Below are 20,525 nucleotides of genomic sequence, written 5' to 3' on the forward strand. Positions count from 1 at the left end.
TGCTTATGCTATTGCTCACTTAATTAAATGTGCGGAGATCTTGGTACGTAATACTCAAACTAGATTTAATCTAATATGACGATCACATTCGCTGTTCTTTTTTATGTTTCTGCTTGAAAGACTCGGTACTGATCCCCATGTTTTCATCATTTCAACCTATTTATTTGGTAGTAATTTATGAGTATGACAAAAAAAGAAACCCGTGGATTTCAATCAGAAGTGAAGCAGTTACTTCATCTAATGATTAACTCACTTTACTCTAACAAAGAAATTTTCCTACGAGAACTAATTTCTAATGCTTCAGATGCTGCGGATAAATTACGCTTCCGTGCTCTTGCACAGCCTAATCTGTATGAAGGAAATGGAGAACTACACGTACGCCTAGTGTGTAACAAAGATAAACGTACCGTTACGTTGATCGATAATGGCATAGGAATGCGTCGCGATGAAGTGATCGAGAATTTAGGCACGATTGCTAAATCTGGTACCAAAGCTTTTCTTGAATCAATGGGTACAGACCACATTAAAGATAGTCAGTTAATCGGTCAATTTGGTGTTGGTTTTTATTCTGCATTTATTGTCGCTGAAAAAGTCACAGTACATACCCGTGCAGCTGGTGCTTCTGCTGAAGAAGGAGTTTACTGGGAGTCAACAGGTGAAGGAGACTATATCATCGCTTCTATTCATCGGCCAGAGCGTGGAACGGAAATTACTTTATATCTACGTAAAGGTGAAGAGGAATTTCTTGATGACTGGCGAATCAAAAACATAATTGGAAAGTATTCCGATCATATTTCTTTGCCCATTGAGATAGCAATAAATACTAAGCAAGAAGAAAAGAGCATCAATTGGGAAAAAATTAATAAAGCTCAGGCATTATGGACTCGTAATAAAGTCAATATAACTGATGAAGAATATAAAGATTTTTATAAACATCTATCTCATGATTGTAACGACCCACTCAGCTGGAGCCACAATAGGGTTGAAGGAAAACAAGAGTACACTTGCTTATTGTATATTCCAACTAATGCTCCCTGGAATATTTGGAATCGTGATCAGAAATACGGTCTGAAACTTTATGTGAAGCGCGTACTGATTATGGATGATGCATCATATTTTATACCAAACTACCTACGTTTTATAAAAGGGATTATAGATTGCAATGATTTACCGCTGAATATTTCACGTGAAATTCTGCAAAATAGCCGAGTAACTCAGGGCTTAAAGAGCGCGATGACTAAACGTGTACTGTTGATGCTAGAAAAATTAGCTAAAGAAAATAGCGAACAGTACCAGTCTTTCTGGCATAATTTTGGCCTAGTACTAAAAGAAGGGCCAGCAGAAGATCCAGCAAATAACGAAACGATAGCTAGACTACTTCGTTTTGCTTCAACCTATAGTAATAGTCCAGTGCAAACTGTATCACTCGATGAGTATGTTAGCCGCATAGTAGAAAAGCAGGAGAAGATTTACTACATCACCGCTGATAGTTACGCTGCCGCAAAAAGTAGTCCACATCTAGAATTGCTGCAAAAAAAAGGTATTGAAGTTTTATTACTTTTTGATCGTATTGATGGATGGATGATGAATTATTTAACGGAATTTAACGGTAAGTCATTCCAGTTGGTAAGTAAAGCTGATTTAACATTCGATGAATTTGCTTATGAAGAAACAACGGAACAGAAAGAGATAGAAAAAGCTTTAAAGCCATTTGTCGAGCGAGTAAAAAGTTATCTCGGTAATAGAATTAAAGAGGTACGGTTAACATATCGTTTAACTGATACACCAGCTATTGTAACTATAGACTCTAATGATATGACAACACATATGGCTAAACTCATCGTTGCAGCAGGGCAGACGAAACCTGAAATTCAGTATATCTTTGAGCTAAATCCAGAACACCCACTAGTTAAACGTGTAGCAAATATAAGCGATGAAATAGCATTTAGCGAATGGATAGAGCTACTACTAGATGAAGCTTTATTTGTTGAAAGTGGCACATTAGAAGATCCTAATAAATTTATTCGCCGTATGAATCAGTTACTAAACACTATACCAAACGAGGTAATTCAATAGGAAGATAGGAAGAGATGCTATCGTTTTTGTTGGATCGTATAACTTCGATAATTCGATAAAGAGACTAACGTAATGCGTATTATTCTTCTTGGCGCTCCTGGCGCTGGTAAAGGTACTCAAGCACAATTTCTTATGAAACAGTACGGAATTCCGCATATTTCCACAGGCGCTATGTTACGCGCGGCAGTAAAAAAGAGATCTACGTTAGGAAAAACAGTCAAAGCAATTATCGATACAGGAAGATTAGTAACAGATCAACTAGTTATAAAGCTAGTCAAAAAAAGAATTCTACATAAGGACTGCCATAAGGGATTTTTACTAGATGGTTTTCCTCGTACCATTACTCAAGCAGAGGCAATGAAAGTAGCTGGTATTAAAATAGATGTTGTACTTGCTTTTATTGTACCAGATACCTTACTTATAAACCGTATTGTCGGTCGTATGGTTCATGGACCGTCTGGACGCATTTATCATGTAAAATTTAATCCACCGCAACAAGAGGGCAAGGATGATGTTACTGGCGAAGCCCTCAAAATACGTCAAGATGACCAGGAAGACACAGTACGTCAACGTCTGGTAGAGTATCATCAACAGACGGAGCCACTGATTAATTACTACTGTAAAGAAGATCATGCAGGCAACACGCGTTACTTTGCTGTTAATGCAAAACATCAAGTTCAAGAGATCAATAGAGAATTAGTCCGCATCCTATCATCTCAATTGAACCTAGCTTAGTTTAACTATTAAGGTGTTGTCTGGCCCAGGTTATCCCACCTTGATATTCTACTGGTAAATTTTGGGCTAGGTATTGCAAACTACGACTAAGTATAGCACTGTCTGGATGACAAAGATTGAGATGACCAACTTTACGTCCTGGACGTACTATTTTATCATACCAATGTAGATGGACTAATGGGTCAGCGAGCCAACGATCGCTCACATCGATACCAATTAAATTAATCATTATCGAGGGTGCTGTTACCACAGGTGCTGGCAGTGGTAACATTAAAATAGCACGTAAATGTAGCTCAAATTGACTAATAGAGGCACCATTTTGTGTCCAATGTCCACTATTATGTACACGCGGGGCTAATTCATTAATAAGTAATTTATCTCCGATAATGAAACACTCCATCGCCATCACGCCGACATAGTTAAGTGCTTGTAAAAGAATACCAAGCATCTTTTCTGCTTGTTTTTGCCAGCAGTTATCTGGAGCTGGGGACACAATACTTACTCGTAATATACCATCTTTATGTAGATTACGAGTAAATGGATAGAAAACCATACTACCATCTACGCTGCGGGCACCGACTAGAGATATTTCTTCATCGAAAATCATACCCTGTTCGACAATACATTTACCATAACATTCAAACGGTAGCATAGTTTCTTCACCAGGACGTAATTGCCATTGGCCATGTCCATCGTAACCACCAACTCTACGTTTAACAATAGCTAGAGCATTAAAAGAGAGAAAAATTTCTGGCCATTGCGTCGCATCTTGCAGTTTTTCCCAGGGCGCAGTAGCTAAATTTAGTTTATCAAGTAATTGTTTTTGTTTTAATCGATCGGCTAGATAGTGTAATATATTAATATTCACAAAACTATTATGGTTCGCTAATTGACGCGTTAGCGCTGTTTCTGGCCAGCGTTCAATTTCGGCGGTAATGACACTTTCCTGAAAAGGTACTGATTCAGGATCGGCATCTAAGCTTACCGGAAAAACCGTAATACCCATTGGCTCGCCAGCCTGATGCAGCATACGACCTAGTTGTCCATTACCTAATACGCAAACTGATTTCACGCTGGTTTCCTTGGATCTGAATGAATAAGGATCTCTTCGGTCTGCTGCTGTCGCCATTGTTTTAGCCGTATATAAAGAGACGCATCATGTAAAGCGAGAATTTGCGCTGCAAGCAATGCGGCATTAATAGCACCAGGCTTTCCGATGGCAAGTGTTCCCACCGGAATACCGCTAGGCATCTGAACTATTGAGTAGAGACTATCGATTCCACTGAGTGCAGTACTCTGTACTGGCACACCTAATACTGGTACCAGAGTTTTAGCCGCAAGCATGCCTGGTAAGTGTGCAGCACCCCCTGCTCCAGCAATGATCACTTTATAACCATTAGTTACTGCCTGTTCAGCAAAGCTGAATAATTTATCCGGAGTACGATGCGCTGAAATTATTTCAACATCAAAAAAAACATCTAGCGTGATAAGTATTTCAGCAGTAAATTGCATAGTTATCCAATCACTTTTAGAACCCATGACAATAGAAATTTTTGCAGGTGCAAGATTGCATTTCATAAGATAAGTTTTATGGCATAAATCACAACATAATAACAACATGAGTATAAAGCATATCATGAGATTTCAATAAAAAAAAGAAGAGGGCTAGTACGGACTTAGATTATGCGTGGAAGGAAAATTCTAATAATTTGACCCCAGCCGTACTCACTTCGATTACTGATCCATTATTGTGCCAACATCCTAGTACTGCACGCTGGTATTTACCTATAGTATTATTGAATAATTGATGAATAGCAGGGCGGTGTGTGTGCCCATGAATCATTATATGAGCCCTTTTATGTGCTAGCACTGTCACGACCTCTTGCAATTTGTTGTTCATTAGCATATTCATACTATTGGCGCAGATATGATTGGCTAGGCGCCGACGAACAGACAGCGGCAGCCGTAAAAATAGTTTTTGCAGCCAACGCTGATGTACCTGATGGCGGTAAATTTGATAGATAGCATCATCGGTACACAATATATTACCATGCAAAATTACTACTCGCCAACCTGAAACTTCTAACACCTGCTTTGTAGGTAGTAATGTCATACCACAAGCTGCGGCATAATTATGCCCTAGCAGAAAGTCCCGGTTACCGTGGATAAAGTAACAGGGTACACCACCCTCAGTTAATATCTTCAGTGCTGCTGCTATTATAATATGCAACTGGCTTGCTTCGTCGTCGCCTATCCATATATCAAATAAATCGCCTAGTATATATAACGCTTGAGTACCAGGCACATAGTTACGTAACAAATGCAAAAAACCAGCAGTAATAGTATCTGTTTTGTCGCAAAGATGAATATCCGCAACAAATAATGTACTCATTTGATAGCTTTAATTCCATGAATGATCTGTCTATGTGATCTGAATAGTATATAAATACTAAATTTAGATTAATAATCTCTGTGAATTTTTCATTTATAGATATAAATTTCTAAGTACATTTTATATCGTGATGTGAGTAGCAATACTATTGCTATAGTTACTATAAGGTTAGGGTATAGTAATAATTAGTTATAATTTAGACAGTAATAACTCAACTATTTTATTGTTTATAACACATAAGACGGACAAACTATGGAATAATTTTTATGTTAAAGATTTTTAATACCCTAACCAGAACAAAAAATGAATTTAAACCTATTCATGCTAAAAAAGTAGGTTTGTACGTGTGTGGTATCACCGTATATGACTTGTGCCATATTGGACATGGACGTACTTTTGTGGTCTTTGATGTAGTAATTAGATATTTACGCTACTGTGGTTATAAAGTTAATTATATACGTAATATAACAGATATTGAGGATAAAATTATTAGCCGCGCCGCTGAGAACGGCGAAACTAGCCAGCAACTAACCGATAGAATGATGGTAGAAATGTACCATGATTTTGACAAACTAAATATTTTACGTCCTGACGAAGAACCACGAGCTACACAGTGTATCAAAGATATGATCTTATTAATCGGTCAGTTAATTAATAAGGGACATGCCTATATAGCGTCTAATGGTGATGTTATGTTCGCTGTAGCAAGCGCCCAAAATTATGGGATTTTATCTCGTCAAAATTTGGCAGAGTTACGAATTGGAACGCGTGTCAAAGTAGTTAATATTAAACGTAATCCAATAGATTTTGTACTCTGGAAAATGTCAAAAGCTGGTGAGCCTAGCTGGACCTCACCTTGGGGTAATGGACGCCCCGGCTGGCATATTGAGTGTTCTACTATGAGCTGTAAACAGTTGGGCAACTATTTTGATATTCATGGTGGTGGTTCCGATCTGATTTTTCCACATCATGAAAATGAAATAGCACAGTCTACTTCCGTCCATAATAGTCCTTACGTCAACTTCTGGATGCATTCTGGTATGGTGATGATCGGTCACGAAAAAATGTCTAAATCATTAGGTAATTTTTTGACTATACGTGATGTTCTGAAGTCTTACGATGCTGAAACAGTACGTTATTTCTTTATGTCTAGTCATTACCGTAACCAACTTAATTATAGTGAAGATAATTTAAAACAAGCTCGTGCAGCGTTAGAAAGTCTCTATATAGCCTTACGTGGCACTGATAAAGAGGCTCTACCAGAGGGTGGGGACCACTTTATACAACAATTTATTATAGCGATGAATAACGATTTCAATACACCAGAAGCTTATTCGGTACTGTTTAAATTAGCTCATGAAGTTAATCGTTTGAAAACCAAAAACAATACAACCGCAGTACAAGGCATGGCAGCTACGCTACGCTATTTAGCACATATTCTTGGCTTACTAGAATATGATCCAGAAATATTTCTGCACAACAAAACTAAGGTAAAATATGTTAATACTGCAATAATTGAGAGAATTATTCAGCAACGTAATGATATGCGAAAAAGTAGTCAGTGGATACAAGCTGACGAAGCTCGTGATAAACTAATAGCCATGGGCATAGTATTAGAAGATACAGTACAGGGTACTATTTGGCGACGCAATAAATAACAGGAGAAATATTTTGATCCGTATTTGATTAAGAATATATTTTCTTAATACGATGACTATCGTGATAATTCTCGCAGGCCTGCAAAGTATTTTGAATAAGCGTTACTACCGTCATAGGTCCCACACCACCAGGTACGGGAGTAATATACGCTGCACGCTCAGCAGCACAAATAAAATCTATATCACCGACTACTTTCCCGCTATCCAAACAATTAATGCCGACATCGATCACGATAGCACCGGTTTTTATCCAACGACCAGGAATAAAACTAGCTTTACCTACTGCTACCACAAGTAAATCGGCATTTTTTATATACTCCGGTAAATCACGGGTGAAACGATGTGTGATAGTTACAGTACAGCCAGCTAACAGTAATTCCATACCCATAGGACGACCAACGATATTTGACGCTCCTACTACTACAGCATTAAGACCAACCGTATTAATATTATATCGTTCAAGCAGTGTAATAATACCACGTGGAGTGCAAGGACGGAGTAAAGGCGCGCGCTGACATAAACGACCAACATTATAGGGGTGAAAACCATCTACATCTTTATACGGTACGATCTGCTCTAACACGCGGATATTATCGATACCTGCTGGCAACGGCAACTGTACTAGTATTCCGTCTACCTTATTGTCAACATTTAATTGATCAATAAGTACTAATAGTTCAGCTTCGCTGACTGTATTTGGTAAATCATATAAAAGAGAAATTATCCCAATATCTTCACACGCTTTACGTTTATTAGCAACATAAATCTGTGAAGCTGAATTATAACCAACTAGTATTACAGCTAGACATGGTCTTTTTTTTCCTGCCTGTAAACGTACTTGTACTAGTTTAGCAACTTCTATTTTTATTTGCTGAGCAACTTTTTTACCATCAATTATTTGTGCAACCATTTTCATCTAAAATCCATTATGTAATATGTACAAGTGCAGCAAAGACTCTATTTTTTCAGTATGATCGATTATTTAAGTAATAAAATCTTATTTATAAAAGCTATTGACGAATGGTTAGCCTAAGTATAATGTAAACAGCATATGAGTATGCTGTGCGCCCTTAGCTCAGTTGGATAAGAGCAACGGCCTTCTAAGCCGTAGGTCATAGGTTCGAATCCTATCGGGCGCACCATAAAAAAATTTTGGTTCTTAATAAATAACTCTATAATTACATATCTAGTATGGTTAACTGTATTTGTTATACAAAATATACTTTTGTCAAACATGAATTATTATTAACCTAAGTAATAGGTATTAGCACTTTAAACTCAATATCCCTTCCCTCTTTTCTTACTTTGTGCGTGTCAAAACGTGAATCTTAGTTCAGTTTATATTAGATTAGTCTGTGTTGCCTCTATCAGGTCAGCACTCAATGGAGAAAAGTTTGCAGATCAGACGTTCATTGACAATAAAACAGATGGCAATCGTATCAGGTGTAGCACTAGTGATTATTTGCATATTTATCGTAATCCAGCTTTGTTATTTTGTGCAGCAGCGTCGTGACGACTACATCTTACAATTACAAAATATTGCTGCATCGGTAAATCAGCCACTGTCCAACGCTGTTTTGAAGGTTGATATTCCTCAAATAGAAAATATTTTATTGACTATTAAGCATATTGGTATTTTAACTCGTTCAGCAGTAGTACTACCGAATAACTTACAAATATTATATAGTAACTTAAGGCCAGAACGTCCAGTGCCGACATTAATTAGTCGCTTATTTAAACTACCAGTTTCGATTTATGTACCACTCTACTCTTTACCACAAAAATACCATCAACAAACTTTGGCTTATCTAGTTTTGCAAGCAGATTCTTATCGTATATACCAGTTTATAATCAGCGCTATTTCAATAATGATTACGACTTATCTACTACTAGTACTTATGATGACGGTGGCCATAACTTGGTGCATTAACAGACTGATAGTGCATCCGTTGCGGGTTATTGCCTATGAATTAAAATATTTGAAGCCTGAAGAGATTGCTACTCATCAATTGACTTTACCACAGATACACAACGACGATGAACTAGGCATGTTAGTGCGTAGTTATAATCGTAATCAGCACATAGTATCTGTACGTCATAATACTTGATAGTAATTTTATTATTTTACAAGCTTATTTTAAGAGATTAAATCTTAATTCTTAGTGGTGTGCTAGATCAAGTATTTTATTAAATATAATAATTTAAAATATGTTATAATTAATACTAATCCAGTGTACTAATTATTAAATTAAAGCTGGTCGGCAAAATAGTGTTTTCATTAAAAACATTAGGCTAAATCTCTTGTACTTCTACATCGAAATACTAAAAAAAAGACTAGATGCTATTAACCAACTTCGTATAGATCGAGCTTTAACGGCAATGGTACCTAATTTTCAGTATGTATATAATCTAATACCAACTTTATTGCATTTTCATCATCCTATGCTTCCGGGATATTTCAATGGTAACGTACCACATGGTATATGTTTATTTACACCAGACAAAAGTCAGAGAGTCTTGTTCCATAAAGTAATACATAATACTCGTCATTTACTTGTAGCACATAGTGAACAACCTATTACTGGTGTTTATTCAATGGGTAGTACTTCCTCTATAGGACAAAATTACTCTTCAGACTTAGATATTTGGATTTGTCATAAATCTTGGCTAAATAACGAAGAGCGTGCGCAGCTACAGTGTAAATGTGCCCTCATTGAAGAATGGGCTACTCAGAAAGGTGTAGATGTTAGTTTGTTTCTTATTGATGAAAATAGTTTTCGTTCTTCTGAAAACATAAATATTGGTAATCAAAACTATAGTTTTACATCTAATACTTTGTTATTAGATGAATTTTACCGCACCGCCGTACGTATGGGGGGGAAGCGTATTATTTGGAATATCGTACCAGGCGAGAAAGAAGCTCACTATGATGAATACGTATTATCACTCTATAATCATGGTGCATTAAGCCCTAATGAATGGCTAGATTTAGGTGGACTAGGTACTTTATCTGTTGAAGATTGCTTTAGCGCTAGTCTATGGCAGTTGTATAAAAGTATAGATTCGCCCTATAAATCTGTGTTAAAAACACTTCTTTTAGAAGCTTACTCCTGGGAGTATCCGCAGACAACACTTCTTGCAATACATATTAAGCAACGGCTGCATAACAACGAAATAGTATCTTATGGACTTGATCCATACTGTATGATGTTAGAGCGAGTTACATACTACCTCTACCAGATTAATGATATGACCCGACTTGATCTAGTACGCCGTTGTTTTTATTTAAAAGCATGTGAAAAACTATCACAAAGCTTATCTGGTATTGCCTGGCGCCGTAAAATTATCATGCACTTAGTACAGATGTGGGGTTGGAACTCAGAACGTTTATGTATACTAGATAATCAGATTAACTGGAAGATGAACCAAATGCGTACAGTACACAAAGAATTATTAGATGCTATGATGCAAAGCTACCGTAAGCTAATGAACTTTGCTAGCTCTAATAAACTTAACGTAAATGCTCACTCAAAGGAAATCTTATTACTAACCAGTAAAAGTAAGCTATACGCTGCATTTGAGGGTAAATATAACAATGCTTCTAACCTTTAACTTTGAGCCTACGGTACCATAATATCAGTTTTATTAAAATCAAAATAATTCAAATTAAGTATCAGTCAACTCCAGCGAGGAGTTCGGTATGCACTTCTCTAAAATGCATGGGCTCGGTAATGACTTTATGGTCGTGGATATCGTTACTCAAAATATATACTTATCACCTGATAGAATTCGCTATTTATCAGACCGGCATAGTGGAGTCGGATTTGATCAACTACTTGTTGTTGAACCACCCTATGATCCTGAACTAGATTTTCATTACCGTATTTTTAATGCAGATGGTAGCGAAGTAGCACAATGTGGCAACGGTGCACGTTGTTTTGCACATTTCGTGCGAATGAAAAACCTAACGAAGAAACGTGAGATCCATGTTAGTACTAAGACTGGGCGTATGATACTAACCATAATAGAAGATAATTTGGTACGAGTAGATATGGGCATACCCCAATTTGAGCCACAGCAAATACCATTCTATGCGATTCGTCAGCAGAATACTTACATCATGCGTATTGCGAATACTAGAATATTATGTGGTGTTGTATCAATAGGTAATCCACACTGTGTTATGAAAGTTGATTGCGTCGAGAATGCTCAAATTAAAACTATTGGTCCTATGCTAGAAAAACATAAACGTTTTCCGGAACGAGCTAATATTGGTTTTATGCAGATTATAAATCGAGAGCATATTCGCCTCCGTGTTTATGAACGAGGAGTAGGGGAAACACAGGCATGTGGTAGCGGTGCCTGTGCTGCAGTAGCAATTGGAATCCAACATGGTTTACTTGCAGAGCAAGTACAAGTAGATTTACCAGGTGGTAAGCTAGCGATTAGCTGGCGCGGACCGGGTGAATCACTTTATATGACAGGACCAGCTATCCATATTTATGATGGATTTATTAATTTATGAAATACATCTGTGTATTAGTATACTATATACAAAATACATATTATTTTTTATTAAATTGTCCTATATGATGGCTTTAGTAATATAGAAATAAAAATTATGTTATGATTTAATAATATAGTGTCCTAACTAGTTATACTAGGAAAATCTGATGCATTTTTATCGCTCTTTACGTCCTTTACGCGCATTAACTTTCGATCTCGACGATACACTATATGATAATAGTGCTGTAATTAACCGCACTGAGCAGGAATCAATTATCTTTTTGCAACATTATCACCCTGCGCTACAAGGACTACAACTAGAAGAGTATCAGCATTTACGTAGCGAGTTACGAGAACGTGAGCCAGAAATTTATCATGACGTAACCTACTGGCGCTGGCGTTCAATTGAGCTTGTCATGCGTAATGCTGGTCTTAGCGAAAGTGAAGCACGCGCTGGTGCTAACGCAACCATGGAGATTGTAACCTACTGGCGTAGTAAAATTTCTGTACCATCTAGTACGCATCATATGCTAGCGGCACTAAGTACTCGTTGGCCGCTAGTAGCAATTACTAATGGGAACGCTGACCTCACTGCTTGCGGATTAGCAGATTATTTTAGCTATATTCTACGCGCTGGTCGCGATGGACGAGCTAAGCCTTATCAAGATATGTACCAGTCTGCAGCACAGTTATTACAATTACCATTAATAAATATTTTACATGTTGGTGATGATCTAGAGTCTGATGTTAATGGCGCAATTCGTTGCGGTATGCAGGCCTGCTGGATCAATGATCGTGGCGATCATCTAAGACATGCCCTTGATGCACGATTATTACCACATATCGAAATATCACAGTTGGTATCTTTAGAAGCATTATTCTAATTACTACTAATTCTCTGTTATGATTATTAATATTAATAATCATAAGGCACGCTGAAATATGTGCTTTTTCGATCTTCTCAAAAATCTCAATCACAAGCAAAAGACAGTAGTTTCGGCACCAAAAGGCAATATCCTAGTATTAGCTGGTGCAGGTAGTGGAAAAACTAGAGTACTTGTGCACCGCATTGCTTGGTTACTTTTAATCAAGCACTGTTCGCCATCTTCTATTTTTGCGGTAACATTTACCAATAAAGCAGCGGCTGAGATGCGCCATAGGATAAAAAAAGTAGTTGGTTCTCATTTCGGTGAAATATGGATCGGAACTTTTCATAGTTTGGCCTACCGTTTGCTGCGTATCCACTACATCGCTGCTAATCTACCGCAAGATTTCCAAATTATTGATAGCGAAGATCAACAACGGTTATTGAAACGTCTCATTCGCTACCTTAATCTAGACGAAAAAGAGTGGCCGCCGCGTCAGGCAATGTGGTATATCAATACTAAAAAAGATGCAGGGCGGCGGCCACAGAATATTGATAAATATGGTAATCAGCTAGAAATCACTTGGCAACGTATTTATGAGGTTTACCAGGATACTTGCGATCGTACTGGATTAGTAGATTTTGCAGAATTAATACTTAGAACATATGAGATGTTATTAAATCATGATAAACTAATGCATTATTATCGTGAACGTTTTAATAATATTTTAGTAGACGAATTTCAAGATACTAATCAGATTCAGTACTCCTGGATTCGTATGCTAGCGGGTCATAAGGGCCACGTAACTATTGTTGGTGATGACGACCAGTCTATCTATGGTTGGCGTGGTGCACAAGCGGAGAATATGCAGCGTTTTCTGCATGATTTTCCTAGTGCACAGACTATCCGCTTAGAACAGAACTATCGCTCTACTAAGAATATTTTAAAAGCAGCTAATCATCTGATATCCAATAACTATGGTAGATTAGTTAAAAATCTTTGGACTGATCGCGCTGATGGAGAGCATATTTCGCTTTACTCCGCTTTGAATGAACTTGATGAGGCACGCTTTGTTGTCAATAGTATTAAAGTTAGTAAAAAAAATGGTAAAGCGCTTAAAGAATCTGTCATTCTCTATCGTAGTAATGCACAATCACGGGTATTAGAAGAAGCACTACTACATATTAAAATACCATATCATATATATGGCGGCATGCGTTTTTTTGAACGCCAGGAGGTCAAAGATGCGCTTGCTTATCTCCGTCTGATTACTAACAGAAATGACGATGTTGCCTATGAACGTATGGTTAACACTCCGATCCGCGGGATCGGCGCCAAAACAATCGAAGTAGTACGTAAGATAGCCTGCGAGAGGCAACTTAGTTTATGGCAAGCTAGTCTAGCTCTTCTAGATGAACGAGTACTAAAGAGTAGCACAGCCTTGGCTTTACAACGATTTATCGAACTAGTAGATAAGCTTACGCAAGATATAGTTAATTTACCTTTATATATGCAGACTCATTTAGTAATAAAAAATTCTGGTTTATGGGCTATGTACAAAGAGGAAAAAGGAGACAAAAGTCAAGCACGTATTAAAAATCTTGAGGAACTAGTCACTGCAGCTAGAGAATATCTCTATAAAGATGATACGAAAGATATACTATCGCTACAGGGATTTTTATCCCATGCGGCTCTAGATGCGGAAAAGATACAGGCGGATGCTTGTCAGGATGCAGTGCAACTTATGACCTTACATGCTGCTAAAGGTTTAGAATTTCAACAAGTTTTCATCGTAGGTTTGGAAGAAGGAATGTTTCCTAGCCAGATGGCGCTTGAGGAAGAAGGAGGCATCGAGGAAGAGCGGCGATTGGCTTATGTAGGGATAACTCGTGCGATCACAAAATTAACGATTACCTATGCCGAAACCCGCCGTCTATACGGTAAGCAAACTGTTCGTCGCAAATCTCGTTTTATAAATGAACTACCACCAGAATGCATAGAAGAAGTACGAACTAGAGATAAGTACTAATCGGTATCGTGGAACTAATATACAAACTATTTTTATTGCGATGAGGAGATATAACGATCCAAATGATCGAACATTGTAAATAGGAAAAAACTTACCAAAAAAAATAGAGCATATATTGACAGCCTTTTTCTTATCAGCGTAACATGCGAACATCATATATTTCTGAGAAATATCATGCTTTGGAGACTACCAAGTAATATGTAGATATAATGACTAAATAAAATATCTATCATGAATCATTACTAATGCTACCTCTCCGCTGGCAACGTCAATAGTTGTCAGTTGGCTTTTCAATATTATGCAGAGTCAGAAAAATTAAATGATTAGTTTTTGGCTCTGGTTTCTGTCATCTAATGCGTTTCCCACAAAACTAGGCGTATGTATGCTTAACGCATTTCAACTCAATAACAACCGTTTATCACGTTTCGATACTGATCAACTAGGGAGTCTAGTAAAATCAGTATGGATCGATTTGGTAGAACCTAGTGATGATGAGCGTAATCGTATAGAGCAGGAATTAGGTCAGAATTTGGCTACTCGTATTGAACTAGAGGATATAGAAGCTTCAGCACGTTTTTTTGAGAATGAAGAAGGTCTACATATTCACTCTTTTTTTTTCTATGCTGATGCTGAAGATCATGCTGGTAATGCCACAGTAGCTTTTACTATTCGTAAAGACAGACTCTATACTTTGCGTGAGCGTGAGCTACCAGCTTTTCGCCTGTATCGTATGCGCTCTCGTAGTCAAACTCTTATTGATGGCAATGCTTACGCATTGTTGTTAGATCTATTTGAGACTAAAATAGAACAGCTCGCAGACAAAATTGAGAATATCTATAGTGATTTAGAAGCATTAAGCAGAATTATTATGGATGGTCAGCAAGGTGATGAGTATGATAATGCACTCGCTACTATCGCTGAGCTAGAGGACGTAGGTTGGAAGGTACGTCTTTGTTTAATGGATACACAGCGTGCTTTGAATTTTCTGGTTCGTAAAACACGACTACCCTCTAATGAATTAGATAAAGCAAGAGAAATCCTACGAGATATTGAGTCTTTACTACCTCATAATGAATCATTATTCCAAAAAGTAAATTTTCTTTTGCAAGCGGCGATGGGATTTATAAATATCGAACAAAACCGTATTATAAAGATATTTTCAGTAGTTTCGGTAGTGTTTCTACCACCGACACTTGTTGCCTCTAGCTATGGGATGAACTTTGATTTCATGCCGGAACTAAAGTGGTATTTCGGCTATCCAGCCGCCATTATACTCATGATTATTGCTGGTGTTGCTCCGTACCTATATTTTAAGCGCCGCAACTGGTTATAGATATAGATAGTAATATAAATGCTATTAGCTATTCAAACTCAAACTTAGCATGAGATCAACCTGCTAGAAATAAAAGGAAATGATAAATAATGACTGCTGTAAGTAAGTCTTATTTGAAGACCACTTCTTATCTATTAATGTTTTTGTTTATGGCAGCCATAATTCCGTTACATTTGTTTCCATGCTTTATCGCAGGCTTCTTAGCCTATGAGGTTATTGTTTCACTAACTCCTTGGTTCGAGCGTTTAGTCGGTATTGGCTGCGCACGTTGGGTTGTAGTGACTCTTATTGCCGTTTTTGTTGTCATTACGATGACATTAGGCATAATTAGACTATTAAGCTTTCTAACTTGGGATATTGAACGCGGTATCGACATTATTGCTGAAACTAACCGAATTTTTTCTAATATCAAAAATCGTATACCAGACTTTTTGTCCCCATTCTTTCTACCAAATAGTGCAGAAGATCTTAAAGATAAGCTTCTTAAGCTTATTGAATCTAACCTTATCATCATTCGTAATATGGGTAGTACGTTTTTACATGGGATAATAACAATATTTATTGGTCTAATAATGGGTGCTGTGATATCTCTAAATAAATCATCAAGTAATAGTACCTATTTTATTAATCAGTTGTTAGCACGCTTACGTTGTTTGTCTCAAGCTTTTCGCCATATAGTTTTTGCCCAAATTAAAGTATCATTATTAAATACTTTACTTACTTCTATTATCATACTAATGATTTTTCCATTTTTAGGTATTAATTTACCGCTAGGGAAGACTCTTATTGTCTTCACTTTTATCTTTGGCTTACTACCTATTATTGGGAACCTTATTTCTAATATGATGATTATCATCTCAGCATTTTCTGTTTCTCTAACAGTGGGTGGATTTATGATGATCTACTTAATATTTATCCATAAACTAGAATATTTTACCAATGCCGAAATAATTGGTAATAGTATTCAGGCTAAATCTTGGGAACTACTACTTGCTATGCTTATCTCTGAGGCAGCCTTTGGTATCGAAGGTTTAGTGGCTGCTCCAATTTATTATGCATATCTCAAAAATGAATTACGGGCGGAGAAATTAATATAATAATAAGTATTAAATATCTATATAAGTGACTTTAAGCGCATTTTCCTCAATAAATGTACGCCGTGGTTCTACCGCATCACCCATTAGGGTAGTAAAAAGCTGGTCGGCATTCATTGCATCTTTCACTGTAACGCGCAGTATGTTCCGACTTTTTGGATCCATAGTAGTTTCCCATAATTGCTGAGGATTCATCTCTCCGAGACCTTTATAGCGCTGAACGATCATACCACGACATGACTCTTTTATTAGCCATTCCACTACCTGCTCAAAAGTTTTAACTAACTTACGATGTTCACCACGCTTAATATATGTCTCTGGCACGATTACATCATGTAATTTTTCTCCTAGTATTATTAGTTTACGGTATTCACTACAATTTATGAAATCAACATCTAGCAAATAATTAGTTTTTACACCGTAAGTTCGTACCCATAACCTAGGTTCGAATAACTGACGCTCGTTTTCTTGTACTTCAAAATAGTAACTAATGCCATGCTTATCTTGCTCATTAAGTATTTTAGATAATAACGCTATCCAGTTTGTAACTATAGTAGCATTTTGCATTTCTATTTCTGTCAGCATCGGATGATAGATTAACTGTTTTAGTAATGCGCGCGGAAATCTACGCTCCATACGGTCTATAATCTTTTGCACAACATAATACTCTATGACCAGCGCTTTTAGCGCTGGTCCAGAAAAAACATGCTTTTTAGAGTATAACTTAGCTCCATCTATAGCTAGTGATATCTGATATTGATCCATAGCATCATCATCATGAATATACTGTTCTTGTTTACCTTTTTTAACCTTATATAGCGGTGGCTGAGCAATAAAAATATGACCTTTATTAATGATTTCTGGCATATGACGATAAAAAAAAGTTAGTAACAAGGTACGGATATGGGAGCCATCTACGTCGGCATCAGTCATTATAATAATTGTATGATAACGTAACTTATCTGAATTGTACTCATCTCTACCAATGCCGCAACCAAGTGCAGTAATTAATGCTGCTACTTCATTAGAGGAGAGCATCTTATCAAAACGAGCCTTTTCAACGTTAAGTATTTTACCTTTAAGCGGTAGTATTGCTTGATTTTGACGATTACGGGCTTGTTTAGCAGAACCACCTGCAGAATCACCTTCAACTAGATATAATTCGGATAACGTAGGATCACGTTCCTGACAATCAGCTAGTTTACCTGGTAAACCGGCTAAATCCAACGCTCCTTTACGTCGAGTTATTTCTCGTGCTTTACGCGCTGCATCGCGAGCACGAGCTGCATCAATAATTTTGCTAACTATAATTTTGGCATCGTTAGGATGCTCTAGTAAATATTCAACTAACAGTTCATTTATTAATGATTCAACCACTGCTTTAACTTCTGAAGATACCAGCTTATCTTTAGTCTGAGAAGAAAATTTTGGATCCGGCACCTTAACTGATAGTACAGCTATTAAACCTTCACGGGCGTCGTCGCCGGTAGCGATAATTTTGTTTTTTTTATTATAACCTTCTTTATCTATATAAGAGTTAAGGGTACGAGTCATAGCTGCACGGAAACCAGCTAAATGAGTACCACCATTTGGTTGTGGAATATTATTAGTAAAACAGTAAATGTTTTCTTGAAAACCATCATTCCATTGCATAGCAATTTCTACACTAATATGATCTTTATCAGTAGAGAAATAGAAAATATTAGAGTGAATTGGTGTTTTATTTTTATTAAGGTATTTTACAAAAGCTTTAATACCACCTTGATAATGAAAATTATCTTCTTTAGAGTAACGTAAGTCATGCAAGCGAATATAAATACCAGAGTTCAAAAAAGATAGTTCTCGTAAACGTTTAGCTAAAATTTCGTATTGGAATTCTTTATGATTAGTAAAAGTTTGAAAACTAGGCCAGAAGCGTACGGTCGTACCAGTTTGTCTAGTATTGCCTACAACCGTTAATGGAGCTTGTGGTACTCCAGAATAATAAGTTTGCTGATGGACTTTACCTTCACGTTTGATTATAAGTTCTAGTTTTTCTGAAAGTGCATTTACTACCGAAATTCCAACACCATGTAGGCCACCCGATACTTTATAGGAATTATCATCAAATTTTCCACCTGCATGTAGTACGGTCATGATGACTTCTGCCGCAGAGATGTCTTCTTCTACGTGGATATCGGTAGGAATACCTCGTCCATTATCTTGGACGGAAACAGAGTTATCTTTGTGAATAGTAACTACTATTTCTTTACAATATCCAGCAAGAGCTTCGTCAATCGCATTATCCACAACTTCGAATACCATATGATGTAAACCAGTACCATCATCGGTATCACCAATATACATTCCTGGTCGCTTACGCACCGCGTCCAGTCCTTTAAGTACTTTAATATTTGAGGAATCATAAGAATTAGACATTAACTGTTTCGACTCATTGAGTAATAAGGTCAAAGATTGATTCGACCATTTGATCACAGAGAGTATTTTTTAGTTACTCAGTCTAAATCTATAAGCTAAATATATCAGTGAGGTCACTTTATATATTTATCAGATAAATATGAACGAGTGTTATTCTCTCAATATAATTGCTTATAAAATCTTTATAAGAACTAATAATTAATTTTATTCTGTGCTTAAATTTTAATTTAATGTATATATTAATGTAATAAATATAATTACCTACTAAGGTAGAGTGACTTTACTAGATGAATTATATAGAAAATATTTTTCATAGACGCATTGGCATAACAACATAAACTGACATTTGGTTCACACAATCTTCAATCTGTACACCAGATATCTCATTAGTTAGTAACAAACGAACATTTTCACATTTTAAAACATTTAGTATATCAAGAATATAGTTAACATTAAAGTTAACTTCTATTTGATCGCCTTCGTAATAAACATCTAAGATTTCTTCTGCTTCTTCTTGTTCTAGATTATTTGCAGTGATTTTTAGTTGATTCTTTTTAAGAGAAAGTCGTACACCACGAAACTTATCGTTAGATAGAATAGCAACACGGGTAAAAGCGTGCTTCAGTACATCGCAACGTGTTTGCAGAATTTTGTTCGTATTTTTGGGTAAGACACGATGGTAATCTGGAAAACTTCCATTAATCAACTTTGAAGTAAAAATATAGTCACCAATGCAAGCTAAAATATTGTTACTACCAATTTTTAATTGAATTAAATCATCATAAGAATCTAATATTCGTAGTAATTCAATGACTCCTTTACGTGGTATTATTACAGAATGATATGGTAAAGATGCTAATTGACTCACAGAAATAGTACACGCCGCCAGGCGATGTCCATCAGTAGCAACAGTGCGTAGTTTATCACCTTCCGTCTCAAAAAGTAGACCGTTAAGATAATAGCGTACATCCTGATGAGCCATAGAAAATTGTGTAGATTCAATCAACTGTTTCAGTCTATTTTTTTGTATAGTAAATTCTACTTTACTTTCCCAATGATCTAAATGAGGAAAATTTGTAGCTGGTAGTGTCATTAATGAGAAACGGCTACGTCCTGATCTTACAAGTATTCTATCTTTTTCAAGCGTTACTATAATATTGGCGCCTTCTGGTAGATAACGGCAAATATCTAACAATTTTCGTGCACATACTGTAGTAACACCTGGCTCATGAGCTGTTTTTAAAAAAACTCGTGCTACTATTTCTATTTCTAAGTTTGTACCAGTTATTAGTAGATGTTCTGTTGTTACTTCTAATAGTAGATAACTTAAACTTAGTAAGTTATGACGACTACTTAATCTATTACTAACTTGTTGTAGAGGTTTAAGCAAATCCTCGCGTTTCACAATAAATTTCATA

General features: G+C 36.6%; 13 protein-coding genes, 1 tRNA gene and 3 pseudogenes. 11 read left to right on the forward strand and 6 right to left on the reverse strand.

The annotated features are described in order from the left end of the window. Window positions 1–177 precede the first annotated feature (177 nt). Together htpG and adk are read left to right on the forward strand one after the other, a co-directional pair. Window positions 178–2,076, forward strand: coding sequence for a molecular chaperone HtpG (gene htpG, locus IM45_RS00660; RefSeq protein WP_038497972.1), 1,899 nt, complete (start codon window positions 178–180; stop codon window positions 2,074–2,076). A gap of 72 nt (window positions 2,077–2,148) precedes the next feature. After that, on the forward strand, window positions 2,149–2,811 hold the full coding sequence (gene adk, locus IM45_RS00665; protein WP_038497976.1) for an adenylate kinase: 663 nt from the start codon (window positions 2,149–2,151) through the stop codon (window positions 2,809–2,811). A gap of 1 nt (window position 2,812) precedes the next feature. Here the strand turns inward: adk and purK are convergent, their stop codons facing one another. The 3 genes from purK to IM45_RS00680 all read right to left on the reverse strand — a co-directional run bounded on the left by purK (window position 2,813) and on the right by IM45_RS00680 (window position 5,203). Then, window positions 2,813–3,883, reverse strand: a complete 1,071-nt coding sequence (gene purK / locus IM45_RS00670) for a 5-(carboxyamino)imidazole ribonucleotide synthase (RefSeq protein ID WP_038497980.1) — start codon at window positions 3,881–3,883, stop codon at window positions 2,813–2,815. Further along, window positions 3,880–4,389 (reverse strand): 5-(carboxyamino)imidazole ribonucleotide mutase, encoded by a 510-nt coding sequence (gene purE / locus IM45_RS00675; RefSeq protein WP_038497983.1) that lies wholly within the window; start codon window positions 4,387–4,389, stop codon window positions 3,880–3,882. Before purE ends, purK begins: the two co-directional genes overlap by 4 nt. A 103-nt stretch (window positions 4,390–4,492) precedes the next feature. Continuing rightward, on the reverse strand, window positions 4,493–5,203 hold the full coding sequence (locus tag IM45_RS00680; protein WP_038497986.1) for a UDP-2,3-diacylglucosamine diphosphatase: 711 nt from the start codon (window positions 5,201–5,203) through the stop codon (window positions 4,493–4,495). 266 nt (window positions 5,204–5,469) lie between these two features. Between IM45_RS00680 and cysS the strand changes: the two genes are divergently transcribed. Continuing rightward, a complete protein-coding gene (gene cysS, locus IM45_RS00685; RefSeq protein WP_038497989.1) occupies window positions 5,470–6,861 on the forward strand; it encodes a cysteine--tRNA ligase in 1,392 nt (463 codons plus the stop codon). A 28-nt stretch (window positions 6,862–6,889) separates the two neighbouring features. Here the strand turns inward: cysS and folD are convergent, their stop codons facing one another. Next, window positions 6,890–7,771: a bifunctional methylenetetrahydrofolate dehydrogenase/methenyltetrahydrofolate cyclohydrolase FolD gene (folD, locus tag IM45_RS00690; RefSeq protein WP_038499469.1), complete on the reverse strand. Its 882-nt coding sequence runs from the start codon at window positions 7,769–7,771 to the stop codon at window positions 6,890–6,892. A gap of 154 nt (window positions 7,772–7,925) precedes the next feature. Here folD and IM45_RS00695 point away from each other — a divergent pair. The 8 genes and pseudogenes from IM45_RS00695 (at window position 7,926) to IM45_RS00730 (ending at window position 16,692) form a co-directional block, all read left to right on the forward strand. Then, window positions 7,926–8,003, forward strand: a tRNA-Arg gene (locus IM45_RS00695). A gap of 252 nt (window positions 8,004–8,255) precedes the next feature. After that, window positions 8,256–8,963, forward strand: a pseudogene (locus IM45_RS00700) (hypothetical protein); the annotation flags it as partial. A 199-nt stretch (window positions 8,964–9,162) separates the two neighbouring features. Next, window positions 9,163–10,443 (forward strand): annotated as a pseudogene (locus tag IM45_RS00705) (class I adenylate cyclase); the annotation flags it as partial. A gap of 118 nt (window positions 10,444–10,561) precedes the next feature. Further along, the gene (gene dapF, locus IM45_RS00710; protein WP_038497992.1) at window positions 10,562–11,386 is read left to right on the forward strand and encodes a diaminopimelate epimerase; all 825 of its coding nucleotides are present in this window, start codon (window positions 10,562–10,564) and stop codon (window positions 11,384–11,386) included. Between the two features lie 148 nt (window positions 11,387–11,534). Further along, the gene (yigB, locus tag IM45_RS00715) at window positions 11,535–12,251 is read left to right on the forward strand and encodes a 5-amino-6-(5-phospho-D-ribitylamino)uracil phosphatase YigB (protein ID WP_038497995.1); all 717 of its coding nucleotides are present in this window, start codon (window positions 11,535–11,537) and stop codon (window positions 12,249–12,251) included. A 58-nt stretch (window positions 12,252–12,309) separates the two neighbouring features. Next, window positions 12,310–14,250: pseudogene (gene uvrD, locus IM45_RS00720) on the forward strand (DNA helicase II); the annotation flags it as partial. Window positions 14,251–14,644: 394 nt separating this feature from the next. Continuing rightward, window positions 14,645–15,595, forward strand: a complete 951-nt coding sequence (corA, locus tag IM45_RS00725) for a magnesium/cobalt transporter CorA (RefSeq protein WP_038497998.1) — start codon at window positions 14,645–14,647, stop codon at window positions 15,593–15,595. An 89-nt stretch (window positions 15,596–15,684) separates the two neighbouring features. Next, complete coding sequence (locus tag IM45_RS00730) at window positions 15,685–16,692, forward strand: AI-2E family transporter (protein WP_038498001.1); 1,008 nt, start codon at window positions 15,685–15,687, stop codon at window positions 16,690–16,692. Between the two features lie 9 nt (window positions 16,693–16,701). Here IM45_RS00730 and gyrB read toward each other — a convergent pair whose 3' ends face one another. Together gyrB and dnaN are read right to left on the reverse strand one after the other, a co-directional pair. After that, window positions 16,702–19,107: a DNA topoisomerase (ATP-hydrolyzing) subunit B gene (gene gyrB, locus IM45_RS00735; protein WP_038498004.1), complete on the reverse strand. Its 2,406-nt coding sequence runs from the start codon at window positions 19,105–19,107 to the stop codon at window positions 16,702–16,704. Window positions 19,108–19,417: 310 nt separating this feature from the next. Continuing rightward, complete coding sequence (gene dnaN, locus IM45_RS00740) at window positions 19,418–20,524, reverse strand: DNA polymerase III subunit beta (RefSeq protein WP_038498007.1); 1,107 nt, start codon at window positions 20,522–20,524, stop codon at window positions 19,418–19,420. Between the last annotated feature and the right edge of the window lies 1 nt (window position 20,525).

Source organism: Candidatus Palibaumannia cicadellinicola (genome assembly GCF_000754265.1).
GTDB classification, from domain to species: Bacteria; Pseudomonadota; Gammaproteobacteria; order Enterobacterales; family Enterobacteriaceae; genus Baumannia; species Baumannia cicadellinicola_B.

What these genes read in the sequence shown, in the direction of transcription:
- htpG (WP_038497972.1), top strand. Translation starts at nt 178, where the DNA reads ATGAGTATGACAAAAAAAGAAACCCGTGGATTTCAATCAGAAGTGAAG.
- adk (WP_038497976.1), top strand. Translation starts at nt 2,149, where the DNA reads ATGCGTATTATTCTTCTTGGCGCTCCTGGCGCTGGTAAAGGTACTCAA.
- purE (WP_038497983.1), bottom strand. Translation starts at nt 4,389, where the DNA reads ATGAAATGCAATCTTGCACCTGCAAAAATTTCTATTGTCATGGGTTCT.
- IM45_RS00680 (WP_038497986.1), bottom strand. Translation starts at nt 5,203, where the DNA reads ATGAGTACATTATTTGTTGCGGATATTCATCTTTGCGACAAAACAGAT.
- cysS (WP_038497989.1), top strand. Translation starts at nt 5,470, where the DNA reads ATGTTAAAGATTTTTAATACCCTAACCAGAACAAAAAATGAATTTAAA.
- folD (WP_038499469.1), bottom strand. Translation starts at nt 7,771, where the DNA reads ATGGTTGCACAAATAATTGATGGTAAAAAAGTTGCTCAGCAAATAAAA.
- dapF (WP_038497992.1), top strand. Translation starts at nt 10,562, where the DNA reads ATGCACTTCTCTAAAATGCATGGGCTCGGTAATGACTTTATGGTCGTG.
- yigB (WP_038497995.1), top strand. Translation starts at nt 11,535, where the DNA reads ATGCATTTTTATCGCTCTTTACGTCCTTTACGCGCATTAACTTTCGAT.
- corA (WP_038497998.1), top strand. Translation starts at nt 14,645, where the DNA reads ATGCTTAACGCATTTCAACTCAATAACAACCGTTTATCACGTTTCGAT.
- IM45_RS00730 (WP_038498001.1), top strand. Translation starts at nt 15,685, where the DNA reads ATGACTGCTGTAAGTAAGTCTTATTTGAAGACCACTTCTTATCTATTA.
- gyrB (WP_038498004.1), bottom strand. Translation starts at nt 19,107, where the DNA reads ATGTCTAATTCTTATGATTCCTCAAATATTAAAGTACTTAAAGGACTG.
- dnaN (WP_038498007.1), bottom strand. Translation starts at nt 20,524, where the DNA reads ATGAAATTTATTGTGAAACGCGAGGATTTGCTTAAACCTCTACAACAA.